The organism is Paenibacillus sp. P46E, from assembly GCF_001909095.1.
GTDB classification, from domain to species: domain Bacteria; phylum Bacillota; class Bacilli; order Paenibacillales; family Paenibacillaceae; genus Paenibacillus_AQ; species Paenibacillus_AQ helianthi.
Genome location: NZ_LVYZ01000042.1, coordinates 69,265 through 87,504 on the forward strand (window position 1 = coordinate 69,265; position 18,240 = coordinate 87,504).

General features: G+C 49.9%; 17 protein-coding genes. 3 read left to right on the top strand and 14 right to left on the bottom strand.

All coding sequences use genetic code 11. The annotated features are described in order from the left end of the window. Positions 1–33 precede the first annotated feature (33 nt). The 5 genes from recJ to A3849_RS15185 all read right to left on the bottom strand — a co-directional run bounded on the left by recJ (position 34) and on the right by A3849_RS15185 (position 6,170). Entirely contained in the window at positions 34–2,445 is a 2,412-nt protein-coding gene (gene recJ, locus A3849_RS15165; protein ID WP_074112178.1) for a single-stranded-DNA-specific exonuclease RecJ, read from the bottom strand. Between the two features lie 28 nt (positions 2,446–2,473). Next, positions 2,474–3,436 (bottom strand): cation diffusion facilitator family transporter, encoded by a 963-nt coding sequence (locus A3849_RS15170; RefSeq protein WP_074112179.1) that lies wholly within the window; start codon positions 3,434–3,436, stop codon positions 2,474–2,476. Positions 3,437–3,556: 120 nt separating this feature from the next. Then, entirely contained in the window at positions 3,557–4,459 is a 903-nt protein-coding gene (gene secF / locus A3849_RS15175) for a protein translocase subunit SecF (protein WP_074112180.1), read from the bottom strand. After that, on the bottom strand, positions 4,449–5,699 hold the full coding sequence (secD, locus tag A3849_RS15180) for a protein translocase subunit SecD (protein ID WP_074112181.1): 1,251 nt from the start codon (positions 5,697–5,699) through the stop codon (positions 4,449–4,451). The genes secF and secD overlap by 11 nt, the downstream gene beginning before the upstream one ends. A gap of 216 nt (positions 5,700–5,915) precedes the next feature. Further along, a complete protein-coding gene (locus tag A3849_RS15185) occupies positions 5,916–6,170 on the bottom strand; it encodes a post-transcriptional regulator (protein ID WP_074112182.1) in 255 nt (84 codons plus the stop codon). A 176-nt stretch (positions 6,171–6,346) separates the two neighbouring features. Here A3849_RS15185 and spoVB point away from each other — a divergent pair, with 176 nt between their 5' ends. Continuing rightward, positions 6,347–7,909, top strand: a complete 1,563-nt coding sequence (gene spoVB, locus A3849_RS15190; RefSeq protein ID WP_074112183.1) for a stage V sporulation protein B — start codon at positions 6,347–6,349, stop codon at positions 7,907–7,909. A 4-nt stretch (positions 7,910–7,913) separates the two neighbouring features. Here spoVB and A3849_RS15195 read toward each other — a convergent pair whose 3' ends face one another. Next, positions 7,914–8,678, bottom strand: a complete 765-nt coding sequence (locus tag A3849_RS15195; RefSeq protein WP_074112184.1) for a YetF domain-containing protein — start codon at positions 8,676–8,678, stop codon at positions 7,914–7,916. Between the two features lie 288 nt (positions 8,679–8,966). Between A3849_RS15195 and A3849_RS15200 the strand changes: the two genes are divergently transcribed. Together A3849_RS15200 and A3849_RS15205 are read left to right on the top strand one after the other, a co-directional pair. Further along, on the top strand, positions 8,967–9,359 hold the full coding sequence (locus A3849_RS15200) for a TIGR04086 family membrane protein (RefSeq protein ID WP_074112185.1): 393 nt from the start codon (positions 8,967–8,969) through the stop codon (positions 9,357–9,359). Between the two features lie 96 nt (positions 9,360–9,455). Then, a complete protein-coding gene (locus A3849_RS15205) occupies positions 9,456–10,295 on the top strand; it encodes a phosphatase PAP2 family protein (RefSeq protein ID WP_256700787.1) in 840 nt (279 codons plus the stop codon). Positions 10,296–10,378: 83 nt separating this feature from the next. Here the strand turns inward: A3849_RS15205 and yajC are convergent, their stop codons facing one another. From yajC to A3849_RS15245, 8 genes are all read right to left on the bottom strand, one after another. Next, entirely contained in the window at positions 10,379–10,693 is a 315-nt protein-coding gene (yajC, locus tag A3849_RS15210; RefSeq protein ID WP_074112186.1) for a preprotein translocase subunit YajC, read from the bottom strand. Between the two features lie 45 nt (positions 10,694–10,738). Beyond that, positions 10,739–11,875 (bottom strand): tRNA guanosine(34) transglycosylase Tgt, encoded by a 1,137-nt coding sequence (gene tgt, locus A3849_RS15215; protein WP_074086254.1) that lies wholly within the window; start codon positions 11,873–11,875, stop codon positions 10,739–10,741. Positions 11,876–11,896: 21 nt separating this feature from the next. Then, positions 11,897–12,925 (bottom strand): tRNA preQ1(34) S-adenosylmethionine ribosyltransferase-isomerase QueA, encoded by a 1,029-nt coding sequence (gene queA, locus A3849_RS15220; RefSeq protein ID WP_074112187.1) that lies wholly within the window; start codon positions 12,923–12,925, stop codon positions 11,897–11,899. A 9-nt stretch (positions 12,926–12,934) separates the two neighbouring features. Beyond that, positions 12,935–15,019, bottom strand: a complete 2,085-nt coding sequence (locus tag A3849_RS15225) for a SpoIID/LytB domain-containing protein (protein ID WP_074112188.1) — start codon at positions 15,017–15,019, stop codon at positions 12,935–12,937. A 44-nt stretch (positions 15,020–15,063) separates the two neighbouring features. Continuing rightward, positions 15,064–16,068 carry a Holliday junction branch migration DNA helicase RuvB gene (gene ruvB / locus A3849_RS15230; RefSeq protein WP_074112189.1) on the bottom strand — a complete coding sequence of 335 codons (1,005 nt, stop codon included), beginning with the start codon at positions 16,066–16,068 and terminating at the stop codon, positions 15,064–15,066. 29 nt (positions 16,069–16,097) lie between these two features. Then, positions 16,098–16,721, bottom strand: a complete 624-nt coding sequence (gene ruvA, locus A3849_RS15235) for a Holliday junction branch migration protein RuvA (RefSeq protein WP_074112190.1) — start codon at positions 16,719–16,721, stop codon at positions 16,098–16,100. Further along, positions 16,718–17,221, bottom strand: coding sequence for a crossover junction endodeoxyribonuclease RuvC (gene ruvC, locus A3849_RS15240; protein WP_074112191.1), 504 nt, complete (start codon positions 17,219–17,221; stop codon positions 16,718–16,720). Before ruvC ends, ruvA begins: the two co-directional genes overlap by 4 nt. Positions 17,222–17,444: 223 nt before the next feature. Continuing rightward, positions 17,445–18,215 carry a BofC C-terminal domain-containing protein gene (locus A3849_RS15245; RefSeq protein ID WP_074112192.1) on the bottom strand — a complete coding sequence of 257 codons (771 nt, stop codon included), beginning with the start codon at positions 18,213–18,215 and terminating at the stop codon, positions 17,445–17,447. Positions 18,216–18,240 lie beyond the last annotated feature (25 nt).

Consider the following 18,240-nt stretch of genomic DNA (forward strand, 5'->3'; position numbering starts at 1 on the left):
CTTCGAATTAGCCCGATTCGGAAAGCATTTGACTTATCCCACCCGGGACACATCCGGGCGGCGGGACAGCATCCACTCCTGCAGCTCGCTGCGGCTGCTTTCCATGAAATAGCGTTCCATTTCCGCAGTCTGCCCCAGTCTCACAAATTGCTGTGAAGCAGTAAGACTCTTGGCGGCGGGCTGCGTAACAAAGGTAACATTCCCCTGAGAACGCTCGATAAAATCAAGCTCCTCGAATACATCGAGCATTTTGGCCAGCATTCGCATCCCCATGGAAGACTGTCGGGTAAGCCGCAGCAGTAGTTCATGCTCAGGTATTGGAGCTGCTGCCAGCGCAGCCAATGATTTATATAGCACTTTGAAGTGGTCTCTTGTCGGCATCTGAAGCCGGTCCCGGCCATCCCTAATCGAATGCAGTAAGGCAATATTATCCACATGGGGAAAAGCGGCGAACAGCGCATCCAGCTGCTCCGGTGTTTCCGGCATATCCAGCAGGCAAAGTAGAGATACCCGTGTGTCTTCTGAAACTGCCGGTTCATGCCGAACTGGTGTTATACCAGCGTCCTCATCATATACCCATAGTGACATACCTTGGAGCGCGCTCATTGGCGACAAGCGGCTGTTCTGGAATACAGCAGCTGTTCTGAGCGGCTCACCACCACAATAGGGCTGCAGGAGTTCTGTAAGCTGTAAGGCTTGCTTCACCGCATCGGCTGCACCGCGAAGGTCAAAGAGTTGCGGACTGGGCACCGACAGATCCTGAAGCATGAGCTGTGGTTTCCGTGAGCCATTCCACTCATTGACCGACAGCTCTGCCAGAATGTCGATCAGCGTTCCATCCGGGAGCAGTTCAGCAAGCCCTCCTTTGCCAAAGGCAACCACTTCAATGGTATGGCTGCCCTGCTGGAGGACAAGTTTTAGATGCTTGCCTTCCTGCCCCATCTTTCGGGTCTCCTTCACCGCAGCACCGCGAACAATGAATTTCGGCACTGGGTTGGCCATCCCAAATGGAGCCAGCCTGTCCAGTTCGAGCGCAGCCTGCAGGGACAAATCAACAATGGCCGTCTCATCATCTGCTGCAGTCACCGGCAGAAAGTGCTCCGGCTTCAGCACCTTCGCAGCATAATCATTTAGAGCCGCTCTAAAATCCTCAATTTTGTCCTGATGCAGGCTCATCCCGGCCGCAGCCGGATGTCCGCCGAAATGATCCATTAAGTCTGCGCAAGAGGTTAAGGCTTCATAGATATCCAGACCGGGAATAGATCGGGCTGAACCCTTGCACATGCCTGTCTCCGGGTGAATATCCAAAATAATTACAGGGCGATAGTAACGTTCCAGCAGCTTGGAGGCTACTATGCCTACTACTCCTACATTCCACCCCTGATGGGCAAGCACAATAATATCAGGCAGCTTGTTCTTCTGAATCTGGAGCTCCAGCATAGCAGTGGCTTCGGTCACAATTCTCTCTACAACCAACTGGCGTTCTTTGTTCAGCAGGTCCAGCTCCCCGGCTAGCTCCTCTGCCTCATCCGGCTGCTCTGTAGTCAGCAAAGTAACTGCGCGTCCAGCGTGGTCCAGCCGTCCACTAGCATTGATCCGCGGAGCCATGCCAAAAGCAATATTGACTGCGCTTACCGTATCCATCGTTATTCCGCTAACCCCAAGCAGGGCACGTATCCCAGGAAATGGTGAGTTCCGCATACTGGAGAGGCCTTTACAAACAATGCTGCGGTTTTCGTCCAGAAGAGGCATCAAGTCAGCGACTGTTCCAATTGCAGCGATCTCGCTCCACTCCTCAGGCACATCATCCCCAAGCAGTGCCTGAGCCAGCTTGTAGGCCACCCCTACACCAGCCAACCCTTTGAACGGATAAGGGCAGTCAGGCAGTTTGGGATTGATCAGCGCATAAGCTTCAGGCAAAAGCTCCGGCGGTTCATGGTGATCCGTAACGATCACATCCATCCCAAGCCTGCTAGCGTATGCAATCTGATGATAGGCACTGATTCCAGTATCTACTGTGATGATAAGTGATACTCCTTGCTGCTTCGCCCAATCCAACGCATGATTATGCAATCCGTAGCCTTCATTTGCGCGGTGTGGAATATAAATATCAAAAGAAGCGCCCAGGTAGCGCAACAGATAGATCATCAGCGCAGTACTGGACACTCCGTCCGCATCATAGTCGCCATATACAAGGATATGCTCTTCGTCTTGTAGCGCCTTTCTAATTCGGGGTACCGCTTCAGTCATCCCCTTAAGCAGAAAGGGATCATGCCCTTCCTGGTCTCCGCCTTCCATGAACATAAGCGCCTTGTCCGGCGTGTTCATGCCTCTTTTCACAAGTAGCGACGACAGGAGTGGAGAAACCGAAAGAGTCCGGGCCAAATCCCGAACTTCTTCAGGATCGGCTGCCGGAGATTGCCATCTTGTTTTTGAATGAAGCAATAGATTTCACCTTTCTCTCCCTTAGCAGCTATTGAAGCAACGTTGGGATTTCATTGTCCACCAGCTCATGGTTGCTTTTGTAAGGATAACCCGGATCATACGGCACAACATCCATATGAACCTCGCCTACATGCACAAAACGGTGCTGCAGAAGCTTTCTGGCGCATTCCGAAATATCCTGGGCTTCCATAACCGTGATACGCGGATTCACGCTGATTTTGACCTGGAGATTTACATAACTACCTTGTTCCAATGCCTGCAAATATTCTACCCGGATCACGCCATGCACCCGCTGTACCGTTTCAATGAAGTTGGCAGCTTCTTCGGAAGGCAGCTCCTGTAGTTTCTTGCCATATACAGAAGCAGTGATCAGCGAAAAACCCCTGCGGATGATGAAACAGCCGGTTAACAGTGCTGCAATCGGGTCCATATATAACAATGGATGCCAGTTCAGAGATCCGCCGGCCATCGCCAAGGAAATCCCGATAACTACAGTAATTGAAGTATATAGACTGAAGCGGTGGTTATCTGCGTATGCAGCATGGCTGCCATCGCCCTTTTTTTTGAAATAACGGTACTGGTACTGAAAAATGGCCTCTTTCATAACAATAGAGATAAGCACAGCGACAAGTGCTGTTTGTTCTGGTGCTGACAAATGTCCTCTGGTCAGATCACGAATCGCTGAGAAGGCGATTTGAAGCCCGCCCATTAGAATTAGTACTGAAAAAAGAATGGCTATAATTGGCCCTTTATTGCTCTCCTGATTGCGCTGTGTTGCTCTATTCTTCTGAGCTCGCACTGTCCGCCATGGAAGCGGAAGAATCTCTGCCAGCTTAGCAGCTGCATCCGATCCCGAATATAATGCATCACCAATTAATGCCTTGCTGCCCGAGACATAACCAATGGTCCCTTTGGCTACCGCCAATGCAAGATCACCGGCAACTCCGGTCCAGACAACTCTATCACTTGGTGGTGATTGTTTGTCATACATTACGAGTTCCTCCTTACCACTAGCAAGTAATCTCATGATGACTGCTTTGCCTGACATTCCACTCCAAAGATTTCGAAAAGCCGCGTCGTCTTAGACGCGGCTTTTCAGGTGTAACTGACTTTAAGCCTTGGCGGGATTGCTCTTTCCAGCCGGTTTCTGGCGCTTTTTCAGCAGCAGCCAGAGCGGGCTTGCGATAAAGATGGATGAATACGCTCCAGAGAGCAAACCGATAACCATCGCAAGGGAGAACATTTTGATTGATTCTCCGCCGAGAATGAGCAGGAAGAACGCGGCAATAAACACTGTAAATGCTGTATACAGGGAGCGCATAAGGGTCTGGGACACACTCTTGTTGACCAGCAATTTAAGATCCTCATATGTTTTCTGCTTGCCGAACCGCAGATTCTCACGGATCCGGTCAAAGATAACTATCGTATCGTTGATCGAATAACCAATAATCGTCAGAACCGCGACAATAAAGGTCAAATCGACCTCCAAACGGAAAATAGAGAAGACGGAAACGACGATAAACGCATCATGGATAAGCGCCACAATCGCAGCCAAGGCAAAACGCCATTCAAAACGGATACTTACATAAATGATAATCCCCAGACAGGAGAGAAGCACAGAATAGATGGCATTGCGCGCCAGCTCCTTGGCCATTTCCGTATCTACCGTATTAACCTCGAAGGAGGCTTTATCATCCAGCTTCGAAATCGAGGCCTTCAGTGCCTCATCCTGGTTATTGTCAAGTTCCTTATCATAGCGGATATTTACGCGTTTCTCGCCCAATGTGATCTGAGGTTCGTTCGAGATTCCAAGACCATTTAGAGCGGGCTTAAGCTGTTCCAGTGTGATGTTCTTCGACAATGCTACGTCAACATTGGACCCGGCTTTGAAATCAACACTGTAGTTTAAGCCCATTGTTGCCAGAAAGATCAGACCTGCTATCGTAATAGCAATAGAAAAAATATAGAAAAATCTGCTCAGATGTACAAAATCAAGCTCTTTCTTAAAGCGCACGGATGTCACTCTCCTTTACCCCAAATTGCTTCGGCTTTTTCAGCGCACCGGCTTTAACCAGCACGGTAAGCAGCCAATGGGCAAAATAAAGGTTCGTTACGATACTAAGCACAATTTCCACAATCAAAATCAGCGCAAAACCTTTGACCGCACCGGTACCAAAAGCGAACATTACAGCCGCTACAATAATAGTGGTTACGTTCGCGTCCATTACCGTACGGAAGGAGGTTTTGTTCCCTGCTTTGACAGAAGACAATATGCTCTTACCGCTGCGCATTTCTTCCCTTATCCGTTCATTGGTAATGATATTGGCATCAACCGCCATCCCTATACCGAGAATGAATGCGGCGATACCCGGGAGAGTCAAGGTGAAGTCGGCAATAACGAACACCGCAATCAGCAGCCACGTATGGAGGATCAGCGCGAAGCTGGCCAGAGCACCCGGCAAGCGGTACATACCGATCATGAAAATCAGAATAATTACGGAACCCACAAGTCCGGCTTTCACCGTCTGGTCAAGAGACTGTTTACCAAGTGTTGCGCCTACGCTCTGCGAATATTTCTCTGTCAGCTTAAGCGGCAAGGCACCGAGGTTAATCGTATCAGCCAGTTCACGGGCTTTATCCAGCGTATAATTGCCTGAGATCGAAGCATTCCCATCGGAAATTTCCATATTGACATTAGGATCTGACAGCATTCTGTCATCCAGATAAATCACAAGCTTCTGACCGATCAGACGTTTGGTAATCTCAGCAAATTTGGATTTATCTTTGACCTTAATGCTGATTTCAGGCCGGTTCAGATTGTCGCGTTGAACATCTGCCGCACCCTCTACAAAATCACTGCCCACAAGCTCAATCTTGCTGTAGGTTCCTGCAGCATCGCCAGGAGCGGCACTACGGAAAGTAAGAACCGCAGGTTCTTTCATTTTCTTGCGGACTTCGGCCTCGTCGGTAACGCCCGCGATCTTCAGACGGATGCGGTCCGTTCCTTCAGTAGTAACCTCAGGTTCGCTTGTTCCTAGGGCATTTGCCCGTTTTTCCAGGCTTTCTGCTGTCTTTTGGAGTGAAGCACGGGATAATTCCGCACCCGCCTCCATCGGCTCGGCGTGATACAGAATCTCGAATCCGCCTTTCAGATCAAGACCCAGACGGACCTTGTCCAGTAGCCCGGGAGTGGTAAATACCATGACCCCTGTCAATACGAGCACGGTAATAATAAAGCTCAACATTCTCTTCATGCTCTTGCTAGTTCCCCTTTCATTACTCAATATTCCTATTATAGCCACGTGCGAAATCACCGTCAATTCAGGCAGGAATGACGGTACTATTATCACACAAAGAAACGGCCGGCTCTGCTCAAGCGGCAAGCCATCCGTTTTTGATAGGAAATGCTGAATTGCCCTTCTCTTACTTTAACGTTTCCAGTACACGTTTGCAAAAGCAAATCGTTCCTTTTATCCGTTCAAACCGCGATAAGCGGCAATAGTCAGATAATTCATATAACTATTGGCCTTGAGTGAATAGATATCATTCACCAGCTTATGCAGGGCAGGTCTGCCTTCCTTGGCGTAATTGCGGCTGACGCAATCCCAAATATCCTTGCCCGTTACATATTCATAGCCGAGGAGCCGAAATTCCTCCGCTTTACTGCGGCACATGGCTTCGATTTCATCACTAAGCTGTTCGTAATTCCATTGTTCCGATTCCACGTGTTGACACCTCCAAAGATCGCTCGCTTATGCATGTTCACAAGTATGTATTCGACCACACTTCCTTGTTTCCTTCTTCCAGCTGAAAAGTTGTCACAACTAAAGCTTGTCATCGAAAGGACCATCATCCGCATATCAATGTATGAGAGACTACTTTTGGGAAGAAGGAGTGCCCTTTGAGGAAACAGAGCTTTATTCAAGGAACCTTGATACTGCTGGCTGCAGGCATTATTAACCGGATGCTCGGTTTTATTCCGCGAATTATTTTACCGCGTGTAATCGGCGCCGAGGGCGTAGGACTCTATCAGCTCGGTTATCCGTTTTTCATTGTGCTGGTAACCATTATCACCGGAGGGATCCCGTTAGCAATCGCTAAAATGGTCGCTGAAGCCGAAGGGGAAGGACGTCCGGAGGAATCCCGGAGGATTCTGCATACCGGACTTGCCCTTAGTCTGGGACTAGGCATTTTTTTCACACTGCTTGCTCTGTTCGGGGCCTCATGGGTTTCGAATGTGATTCTGACGGACAGCCGTGTCTATTACACCTTTGTGAGCATGACACCCATGATCGCCATTGTGGCCGTATCTGCAATCTACAGAGGTTATTTTCAGGGTAGACAGAACATGATCCCCTCTGCGTTATCCTCGGTGCTTGAATCAGTGATCCGGATTGTATTTATGCTGTGGTTCTCCTGGCTTCTGCTCCCCAGAGGGATCGCTTATGCGGCAGCTGGAGCCATGCTGGGTGTGACTGTAGGAGAAGTCGTCGGTATGCTGGCGCTACTGTGGCAATATTATTTTATCGTAAAAAAGGACAAGAACTCAGGTTTATCCACCGCTGCTGACAAAGCTGTCTCTAAAGATTTTCACATCTTCAAAAGGATGATCCGAATTTCGGTTCCTGTCACTGCGGGACGGCTTGTCGGTTCATTCTCCTATTTGCTTGAGTCCATTATCACTGCCCGCAGCCTCGCGCTTGCCGGAATCGCCACTGCTGCTGCCACCGCCCAGTACGGCTCCCTCCAGGGGATGGTTATTCCCTTGCTGCTGCTGCCTGGGGTACTCAGCTCTTCACTGGCCGTGTCTCTGGTCCCTTCCTTATCAGAGGCTGCTGCCCGGCATGATCTGCCCACGATTCACAAACGCATGCATCAGGCCCTACGCCTGGCCATGGTGACCGGAGCGCCGTTTGCCGCAATTATGTACATTTTTGCTGTACCGCTATGTACATTGATGTACGGCAACGCCGATACGGCCCCAATGCTGCGGATGATGGCCCCTTTCGCCTTGTTTTTATATGTCCAAGCACCACTCCAAGCAGCCCTCCAGGCAATGGAACGCCCGGGCAGGGCATTGGTTAATACCCTGATCGGAGCGGTGATCAAAATTCTGCTGATTCTCGGACTGGCCTCACAGCCGGAGTATGGGATCTACGGGGCAATTATCGCTATTATCGCCAATAGTATTCTGGTGACTCTTCTGCACGGGGTCAGTGTGGTCAAGCTGATATCATTATCGCTGAGATTGGCTGATCCGCTCAAAACGTTTGCCGCAATGATCATTATGGCAGCAGGCATGTCTTATATCTATACCTCTGTACCGATCGCGTCCGCAGAGTGGGTCCAATTCTTAATAGCTACAGGCAGCGGAATGGCCCTCTATTTTGGAATCTGTCTGTTATCCGGCTTAATCTCCATACATGATTTGGACAGGGTGCCTTTTATTAAAAAATGGCGCTGAGCATTCAAGGATGCAAACGGTCTACATATATGTTGCCTTTATGGTCGATGGAGCATAGGAACACATCCCGAAAATCGGAGGCACCCTTTTGACGGATCTGGGTTCTCAGCCAGAATCGTGTCTTGCCGATCATCTCCAAATTCTGGTCCTGAACCTTACCATCCATAATAAGTGGAATCGGCAAGCCTTCATACCTGATTTTATGGCTTGGCAGTTTCACGCTATCTGAAGTATTCCCTTCAGAATTCCCGTTACGCTGTCCTGTTTCTGCGGTAGAACTGCTATTACCGCTATGATTACTGGAAGATATGCCTTTATTTTTTTCGATTACAGTGAGCTGGCCGCTCGTTTCCAGTATGGCAAATTCAACATCTGCCGGACTATCAATATTCTGGCCCCTTAACTGAAGCATCAGATCGTCAATGTTATACCGCTGTTTACGCATCTCACCACGGTGCAGCTTGCCATCCGAAATCAAAATGCTTGGCTTGCCGTCGATCAGCAGCCGGAGCTTTCTGCTCTTTAGGCTGAGCTGCGCGGCTATAATCTGAATCAGCACCAGCGTTGCCATCGGCACCAGACCATCGTAAATCGGCCGTTCTATATCTTCAATGGAGAAAACAGCGATCTCGGCAATCATGATGGAGATCGTCAAATCAAATACCGAGAGCTTGCCGATTTCCCGTTTACCCATTATCCGCATACACAGGAAAATGAAGATATACATCAGCACAGTCAGAAAAATATGGGCAGAAATATGCTGGAACATATTCTCTTCGCTCCCCTTCCATGTTCACCCTGATGAGAGGGCAGATTAATGTACCCCTATTCTGACCCCTCAGCCAAGGGAACATTCGGAAGACGGTTTATTAATTAATGGTAAAAAAGGCTTCATGACCATTCTTGTACTATTGGGGCAAGCCTCCCCATACAATAGTTAGTAACAGATCACTTGATCATTGTATTGCTCAAAAAACTTAGCATATGCTTCCGGAGCTGTTTTTTTGCAGCTGAGCCGGAGGTGTATTGCTCAAAAAAACAATTAGGAGGTTGTACCATGTATTTCATCCGGCAACTATTCTCGTGGAAAATATCGAGTCCTGTATTATCCGGTTTATGCCGATCCTTCCTATGGATGCTGCTGGGCGCGGTTGTCCTTTCCTTATTCCTGTGGGGAAGCGGACTGGAAGAACAGGATCTTACTATGTACACCTATATGATTCACGGTATGGCTGCGGCCCTCGGTGGATTGACCGCAGGACGGCGGTCATCGAGCAAGGGCTGGTATCATGGTGGAATTACGGGAGCTTTCTATGGAATAATTATAATACTGATTGGTTTTTTGGCACTGGATAGCGCACCTGCCGGTATAGATTGCTTATGGATACTGGCTGCAGCAGGCATCGCAGCATTCGGCGGAATGTTTGGGGTTAATTTACATAAATCCTAAATAATTTAATTACACAAAAAATCGAATCCTATTCCTTAAAATATGGTAAACTAAATTTATATGACTTCATGCGGGATCAAGGAGGCTTCGATTGTTTTGCTTTACCAGTCCATGAATTATGTAGTGTTGTACACGGTTATCATTGTTGCTGTATTGATGTGGCTAGGTGCCCTTCGCAATCCTCTGCTGGCTTTTGTTGAGATCGGAAGAGAACTTCTGCACTCTTATAAATTCTTGCTGCTGGTTGCGGGTATGTTCGGTGTGCTGGCTCTGAATAAATACGAACTGCAGATTGAGAGGAAGCTTCATCTCACTTCTGACTATACCTCTTTCGTCTTTGGGCTTGAAGGTCATTTTGTCAGGGATTTGCAGAATCTGTTCTATACGCCCTGGATGACGCCGACTATTGTATTCTTCTATATCTTCATGCTTCAATCCGTGCTGGCTGCTTCACTCGGCGTCTACCTACTGGATAAGAACCGGGTTATGCTCTATGCGACCTGCTATACGATTATTCTTAATTATGCAATTGCCATTCCGTTTTATCTCTACTTTCCGGTGAACGAGGTCTGGTCCTACGTTCCGGCGGGTGTCCGCTTTACCATGCTGGATGTTTTTCCGAATTTCGAGCAGGAATACAGGCCTCTCTCTGGACTCAACAACTGTTTTCCAAGCTTACACACAGCAATTTCTGTATCATCAGCACTGCTCGCCTTCCGTTCCGGCAATCGCCGCTGGATGGCAATTACCACCGTGTCTGCGGTCATCATTGTGTTCGGTATATTCTATCTGGGCATTCACTGGCTGACCGACATGCTTGGCGGCACCATACTGGCCGTTGTATCGACTACAGTTGCCGTGCAACTCTCCAAGTTGACCCTGCGCAGCGGAGAAGGCAAACTCACTGTCCGCAGCCGTGCTACTGAACTCCGTTAATTAACTTGGTCTCGCATAATAAAAAGGCGGCGTCGCTCTTTAATAAGAGGACGCCGCTTTTATGTACCTTTTACAGTAATTAATTACTCTTTGTCTTCTACTTCAACAACAGAATGGCTGATGGAGCCCCGGTCAAAGGTCAGCTTGGTTACATCATTTACCCGCAAGACCACGATATCATCGGAAATTTCCATGATCGTGCCGTGAAGACCACCAATAGTTACTACCTTATCGCCTTTTTTCAAAGATTTCAACATTCCGTTGCGCGCTTTGGTCTTCTTCTGCTGTGGACGAATCAGCAAGAAATAGAATACCACAAACATCAGCACGAATGGGCCTACGAGACCCAGAATGCTTCCGCCCCCTGAAGCTGCTGCAAAATGAAATTGCTGTACCATAATTCTCCCCCCTTTCAAAAAACAATAAAGCACAATCCAGTTGTACTAGAAGCCTTTGAGATTATCATATAATCCGTATTGTGCAAAAAACTCATCGCGAAAATCAAGCAGCCGATCTTCCCTGATGGCTTCACGCACTTTACGCATCAATTCCAGCAGGAAGTGCAAATTATGGTATGTCGTTAACCGCAAGCCGAAGGTTTCGTCGGCTTTGATCAGATGGCGCAAATAAGCACGGGAATAATTCCGGCAGGTATAGCAGTCACATTCCGGATCAAGCGGCCCGAAATCACGTGCATACTGTGCGTTGCGTACTACAAGTCTTCCCTGACTGGTCATTGTTGTTCCATTGCGGGCTATACGCGTAGGCAGAACACAGTCGAACATGTCTACTCCGCGGATTGATCCTTCCAGCAGCGCATCCGGTGACCCCACGCCCATTAAATAGCGCGGTTTTCCTTGCGGCAGCAGTGGAACCGTATAATCCAGCACTTCATACATAAGCTGCTTGGACTCTCCGACGCTGAGTCCTCCAATAGCATACCCCGGGAAATCCATGGAAGTCAAATCAGCTGCACTTTGACGCCGCAAATCCTCATGCATGCCCCCTTGAACGATGGCGAACAGCCCTTGGTCCTCAGGACGGGCATGGCTTTTCAGACATCTTTCAGCCCAGCGTGAGGTGCGTTCGAGTGACTTTTTAACGTAATCATACTCTGCCGGATACGGCGGACATTCATCAAAAGCCATCATAATATCGGAGCCCAAGGCATTCTGAATCTCCATCGCCACTTCAGGCGATAGAAATTTCTTATCCCCGTTCAAGTGGGAACGGAAATGCACACCCTCTTCGGTGATTTTACGCATATCACTCAGTGAGAAAACTTGGAAGCCGCCGCTGTCTGTAAGGATCGGCCGGTCCCAGTTCATGAATTTGTGCAGCCCGCCGGCTTCACGGATAATATCATGCCCTGGGCGGAGGAACAGATGGTAGGTGTTGCTCAGAATAATGTGAGCGTCCATTTGCTTCAGCTCTTCAGGACTCATTGTTTTGACGGTGGCGAGCGTGCCCACAGGCATAAATGCAGGTGTCTCGATTACACCATGAGGGGTATGCACCCGGCCGAGCCGAGCCCCCGATTGTTTACAGGTCTTGATGTGTTCATAAGTGATTGCTGCCATATATTTAACCCTTCCTCTTGCTTAATAAATAAACATTGCGTCGCCGAAGCTGAAAAAACGGTACTGCTGCCCAATCGCAGCCTCATAGGCGGTAAGGATATTCTCCCGACCGGCCAGAGCGCTGACCAGCATTACCAATGTAGACTTTGGCAGGTGGAAATTAGTAATCAATGCGTTTACGACGGTAAACTTATATCCGGGATAGATAAAAATATCCGTCCAGCCGCTGCATTCTTCAATTGGACCCCCTTGAGATTGTCTGCCCACCGTTTCCAGTGTCCGGCAAGACGTTGTACCAACAGCTATGATTCGTCCGCCCCTAGCTTTGGCAGCATTTAGCACATCTGCTGTCTCCTTAGACAATACAAAGTACTCAGCATGCATTACATGCTCCTCGACCTTCTCAACAGACATGGGCCGGAAGGTTCCAAGTCCGACATGAAGCGTAATATACGCAATCGTGACGCCTTTAGCCTTGATTTGCTCCAGCAGCTCCCGGGTGAAATGCAGCCCCGCAGTCGGTGCGGCGGCCGAACCTTCATGCTTGGCATACACAGTCTGGTAACGCTCGCGGTCATCCAGCGTCTCCTTGATATATGGCGGAAGCGGCATGCTTCCCAGCCTGTCCAGAATCTCCTGAAATATCCCTGTATAGATGAAATGGAGCGTCCGTCCCCCCATGTCAGCCTCGTCCTCAATAACCGCACGAAGCTCATCACTGAAGATAATCACTGCTCCGGTCTTCAGCTTTTTACCGGGTTTCACCAGCGCTTCCCAGCGTTCCTCCCCCAAACTCTTGAGCAGCAGAACCTCTGCCTTCGCGCCGGTATCTTCCTTTACGCCAAAGAGCCGTGCGGGAATCACCCGAGTATCGTTCAGAACCAGTGTATCACCTGGCTGAAATTGATCCAGTATATCCGTAAAATGCCGATGCTCCAATTGTCCATTTTGCTTGTTCACGAGCAACAGCCGTGATGCACTACGGTCAGACAACGGAGTCTGGGCTATAAGTTCTTCCGGCAAATGAAAATCATAGTCGTCTACATTCATGGTCAGTCTTCATTCCTTAACTATAGTAACGTTATAAAAATAGTGTTGCAATATTTTCGTGTAATCATACCCTTTGTCAGCCATGCCCTTTATTCCCCACTGGGACATACCAAGCCCATGGCCATTTCCCCAGCCGATGAAATAAAAGCCTGGACTATTCGTAACTGCCCTGGACGAAGTATCTGCCCCCATAACAACCGTGCCGCTGCTATTCAACGTCACTTTGCCGGATGCGGACAGTACGTTAGCGCTCTGGGTACTGCTAACAATTCCCTTCGAGCCGTCAGCGCCTAATACAGTATAACTGCCTGCAGGTACAATATCAAACAAAGTACTAGGCAATCCGCCCAGTGCTGACCGGAACAGATCAGGGTATTTCACCTGTAAAATCTCGCCGTTGGCTTTTACTTGCGTTACTCTTCCGGATGGCCCGCGCTGTGTAACCTCCAGACTGGCGATAGAAGACGGCAGTGAATTGCTGACCTTGCCTGAAAGGCTTTTGAGCAGATCTGCAGAGGTGTAAGGTCCTTTAACCCAGCTGTAGCTTCCGTTCTCATAGAACTGGTCCAGAACCACAGCATTCTCGCCGGGATTCAGCTTGCCGAGCGGACTTGCACCGCTCTCAATGACAGGCAACGGACGGATATTCACATCTTTAGTGCTAGCTGTGGCCATGTCCAGGCCAGCCGCCGTTTTACTGCCAGTCAATTTGATATTGTCCTCACGCGCATACCCCGAGACCCCGCTGTCAAGCAGCAGGTAATACCACTTCTTCGAAGCTGCGACAGCTGCAGCATCCTCTGCGCTGGCAACACTGACAAAAGTAGTGCCGCCATTACCCCATACTTCCGACGGATCAGCTGTTACACCGCCGCTGTTGGAGGAGAATACAGCTTCAACTATTTTTCCTCCGCTCATCAACACTTCACCCGCGGTTGCATCTACTGCCTTGGTTATTACCGGTGCTTCAGCACCTATGCCGTTATACACCTGGCTGAGCGTGGTATCCACCACATTAGCCACGTCAAAGCGGGTTCCCTGCGTCAGCGCATAGCTTCGAGCAGCTACAGCCTGAGCCTTGAGCGCCTCTTCCGGCCAGCCGGATGATACTTCTCCGCCAACAACCGCATACAAATACTTTTCAAGCGGAACTTCATTGATTACGGCGAGGGATCCAGCGAGGCTGCTTAGCTCCAGGTTGCCTCTGTAAATACGTTTGGAACGCTCAGCCAGTTGAATGCCCGCAGAATTGCCGGAGGCCATAAACTTGGCTCCTGTACCCGACACCTGATAGTGAAACGCCTGGCTCTCACTGCTCCAGTCCAGTCCCGCATCTGTGCGGATCATCATTCCCGGCTTGGCTGTCGCCCCGCCCCCTATATTAAGCTGCGGAAGCGCAGCAGTTATTGCTGCCCGCAGAGCAGCAAGATCACTGTCGCTTGCCGCTTCGCCCACCCACACTTCTACTTGTGCGCTGCCGTCTGTACCGTTCACCAGAGTCTTCCAGGCATCGAATCCGGCAGTTGTGACCGTGTTCATGACAGCATCCGCTTCCTGCTCGGAAGCAAAGGTTCCGGCAGACAAATGTTTACTTCCCGTCAAAGCCGGAACCTGACCCTGAGGCAGGCTTAGCCCTGCTTTGGCTACACGGTTCAAGCCTTCCTTAGCCGCATTTTCACTGGTATAGGGGCCAGTATATAACTGATAGACCGTTGCCCCATTTCGCGAAGATACGAAGAGCATCGGTTTGTCAGAGGTCGTTTGAAGCTGCTTGGCAGCTTCTGCAGCTGCCTGCCATGTTGGGCTGTCCATTACCTTGACCTTATACCCGTCGAGACTGATCCGGATTTTGTTATTGGCTGGAATGGGCAGCAGCTCAGTACTTCCGGACGTGAGGCTGAAGCCCATCGTCGAACTCAACGTCACGAAAGGGACGGTAGATTTATATTTACTGCCAATATCGGCATACAGCGCAACCCGGATGGTTGCATTCGGATCGGCATGGCTGTCAGTTGCAGGAAGAAGAAGGCCGCCTGCAAACAAGGTGCCTGCAAGTAAGGTCACTCCTGTCTTTTTCCACCTGGCAAAATTCATCTTGATGCCTCCTAGAAATAGAGATAATAGCAAAACAAGGCTTATTACGGCTGTGGAGGAACTGGTAGGCCTAAATGGTGATAAGCCGCAGGAGTCACAACTCTCCCCCGCGGCGTCCGCTGCAGGAAGCCAATCTGCAGCAGATAAGGCTCATACACATCCTCAATGGTCTGACTCTCTTCTCCGATCGTTGCTGCAATGGTATCCAGACCTACTGGTCCGCCCCGGAAGGAACTGATCATCGAATGAAGCATTTTGTGATCAATACTGTCCAGTCCGCGCGGGTCCACCTGCAGCATCTTCAGTGATTCTGCAGCAATCTCAGGTGTGATAATTCCGTCACCGCGCACCTGCGCATAGTCGCGGACCCGCTTCAGCAGACGGTTAGCAATCCGGGGAGTTCCCCGGGCCCGCAAGGCGATCTCCTCAGCAGCATCGCCGAGAATCTCGATGCCTAGCAGTTCTGCATTACGGGAAACAATGAAGCTCAATTCCTCAATGTTATAATACTCCAGACGGCTGACTACCCCGAAGCGGTCTCGCAGCGGTGCAGACAGCAGCCCGGCACGGGTTGTGGCGCCGATAAGCGTAAAGGGCGGAAGATCCAGACGCACCGAGCGGGCACTCGGCCCTTTGCCGATCATAATATCCAGTGCAAAGTCCTCCATCGCCGGGTACATGACCTCCTCAACCGTACGGTGCAGCCGGTGAATCTCGTCAATGAAGAGTACGTCTCCCTGCTGCAGATTGGTCAGCAGAGCGGCCAAATCTCCGGGCCGTTCAATGGCTGGACCGGACGTTGTCCGCAGATTCACGCCAAGCTCGTTAGCAATAATATTCGCCAGTGTTGTTTTGCCTAACCCCGGCGGGCCGTATAGCAATACATGATCAAGCGCCTCACTTCGCATTTTGGCGGCTTCTATATATATTTTAAGATTCTCTTTAACCTGGCTCTGCCCAATATATTCCCCCAGATAACGGGGGCGCAGACTTAATTCGACCGCCTGCTCGTCCATCATCAGGTTAGCCGATATAATCCGGTCATCCATTTATACATCACTCCGTTCTGTCAAGCAGCCTATTTGGCTATAAACAGCAGCCCCAGCGCCTTTTTCATCAGCACATCAACAGGTCCTGTATCTGAACCCTCTTTTTTCATAGTAAGCCATACCCGGTCCAGTTCGGCTTCGGTATAACCGAGGGCCTTCAGTCCGTCCCTTGCTTCCTCCCATGGTAACGCTGCTGCTGCAGCCTCTGCCTCAGCCGCTACGGCGAACAGTCCGGTCTGCATCACTACTCCACTCAGGCCGTCCAGCTTGTCACGCAGATCCAGAATCATCCGCTGGGCCGTCTTCTTGCCGATCCCCGGAAGCTTGGTCAGGAAGGTGATATTCTCCTGGTAAATTGCTGAGATCAGCTGTTCAGGTGTCCCTCCGGTCAGAATGCCCAGGGCTACGCGCGGGCCGATGCCGGATACTTCTATCAGTTTGCGGAACAGCTTCTGTTCTTCCCTTGTGGGGAACCCGAACAATAGGGTCGCGTCCTCACGTGTCTGGTAATGAATGTATACAGTCACCGGACCCTCCGCCTTGGCAAACGCATATGGATTCGGGCAGAATACCCGGTACCCGACCCCCTGGACGTCCAGGACTACATAGTCCGACTCCAAATGTACAACCGGTCCTCTTAAGTAATCTATCATTTTCGCAATACCTCATTTAATTTGGAATTTAGACTGACGGAATGGGCGTGGCATACCGCTACAGCCAGTGCATCCGCCACATCATCGGGCTTCGGTACAGCTGACAGCTTCAGCAGCAGCTTCACCATCTCCTGTACCTGCTTCTTCTCCGCTTTGCCATAGCCAACGACGGCCTGCTTAACCATCATCGGTGTATACTCCGCGATGGAGAGTCCAGCTTGAACAGCTGCCAGAATCACTACACCTCTTGCCTGTGCTACTGGCAGGGCTGTGGTTACATTACGGCTGAAGAAAAGCTTCTCCACTGCAACCGCATCAGGCTTATATTTATCAATCAGCTGCACCATGCCTTCATAGACATGCAATAGACGTTCTTCCTCCGGCGTGTGCGCCTCGGTCTGAATGCATCCGTACTGCACCGGAGTTAATTTATTTCCCACCTTATCTACAAAGCCGAAGCCGACAATCGCCAGCCCCGGGTCAATTCCCAGAATGCGCAAATCCAATCTCTCCTCTTAAGCAGGCAGGATTTTCCTACTTTTCATCCATTTCTCCACTGTGAAGCGAACATATGTATTCCTTCTAACCATTATAGCAAAAAACCATCTTCCCGGAGCATAAAAGTTTGCCATCCCCCGAGAACATATAAAAAATTTTCAGCTAACAAAAAAAGCCGCCCAGGCTGTATTAGCAGCTGGAGAGGCGACCTTCGTTTCATCTATGTTATTCTTCGCTTTGCATAACCTGTTCCGATGAATCCCGCGCATAATCGCTGAAGGTGGACAGGACACTATTGTATTCTTCAACATCCTGCACACGGATGCCTTCATGCAGCTGATTCAGAATATCTTCCGGCAGCGAAGACTTCATTGAGCCCATATCCATTTGAAAAAAAGTCTTCAGCACCCTCTCATCCGCTGGCGGACCTTTGAAGAGAGTCAGATTCCCATGCTCATCCACTCCGATAAACGCATCTTTCTTGATTTGCGGAGACAAATCATTGACACTGTGCTCCAACCACAGATCACCATCCGCACTAATCCAGCCGTTCCAGTCCGGGTGTGCAGCGATGATCCTTTTGAGCTGCACAATCGATTCCTTCCCTGGAGTGGTCAATATCTCCTCACCGGAAATGTACGTTGTTTTAAAGTGAACCGTTCGGCGAATCGGCTCCGTACTTATCGCCTTCAGTAGCTGTTTATGATCCATTACAGCTACCCCTTCACGTCCATTCTCTTCAGCATGGCTGTACACAGCCGCAGTAACAGGCACGCTTCCGCCAGGACTACCGGTTTGTGCCTCATGGCTTAACTCGCTAAGATTGCCCGGTACAGCCCATTCCGAACCACGCAGCAGGCTGCTGAGCTCCTCCGGAACCTGCATACCGCGCCAGGCCAGCACCGTCAAGACGATACAGGCCGCGCCTACCCAAGGAGCCTTTTTCCAACGTCTCCAACGCCGCCACAGTTGTTTTTTTAAACGAAAAGCATTCACGTTGATCCCTTCATTCTGCTTTTTC

Excerpts from the sequence above, each read along its gene's own strand:
- A3849_RS15170 (WP_074112179.1), bottom strand. The coding sequence starts at position 3,436 with ATGTATGACAAACAATCACCACCAAGTGATAGAGTTGTCTGGACCGGA.
- secD (WP_074112181.1), bottom strand. The coding sequence starts at position 5,699 with ATGAAGAGAATGTTGAGCTTTATTATTACCGTGCTCGTATTGACAGGG.
- A3849_RS15195 (WP_074112184.1), bottom strand. The coding sequence starts at position 8,678 with ATGTTCCAGCATATTTCTGCCCATATTTTTCTGACTGTGCTGATGTAT.
- A3849_RS15200 (WP_074112185.1), top strand. The coding sequence starts at position 8,967 with ATGTATTTCATCCGGCAACTATTCTCGTGGAAAATATCGAGTCCTGTA.
- yajC (WP_074112186.1), bottom strand. The coding sequence starts at position 10,693 with ATGGTACAGCAATTTCATTTTGCAGCAGCTTCAGGGGGCGGAAGCATT.
- tgt (WP_074086254.1), bottom strand. The coding sequence starts at position 11,875 with ATGGCAGCAATCACTTATGAACACATCAAGACCTGTAAACAATCGGGG.
- queA (WP_074112187.1), bottom strand. The coding sequence starts at position 12,925 with ATGAATGTAGACGACTATGATTTTCATTTGCCGGAAGAACTTATAGCC.
- A3849_RS15225 (WP_074112188.1), bottom strand. The coding sequence starts at position 15,019 with ATGAATTTTGCCAGGTGGAAAAAGACAGGAGTGACCTTACTTGCAGGC.
- ruvB (WP_074112189.1), bottom strand. The coding sequence starts at position 16,068 with ATGGATGACCGGATTATATCGGCTAACCTGATGATGGACGAGCAGGCG.
- ruvA (WP_074112190.1), bottom strand. The coding sequence starts at position 16,721 with ATGATAGATTACTTAAGAGGACCGGTTGTACATTTGGAGTCGGACTAT.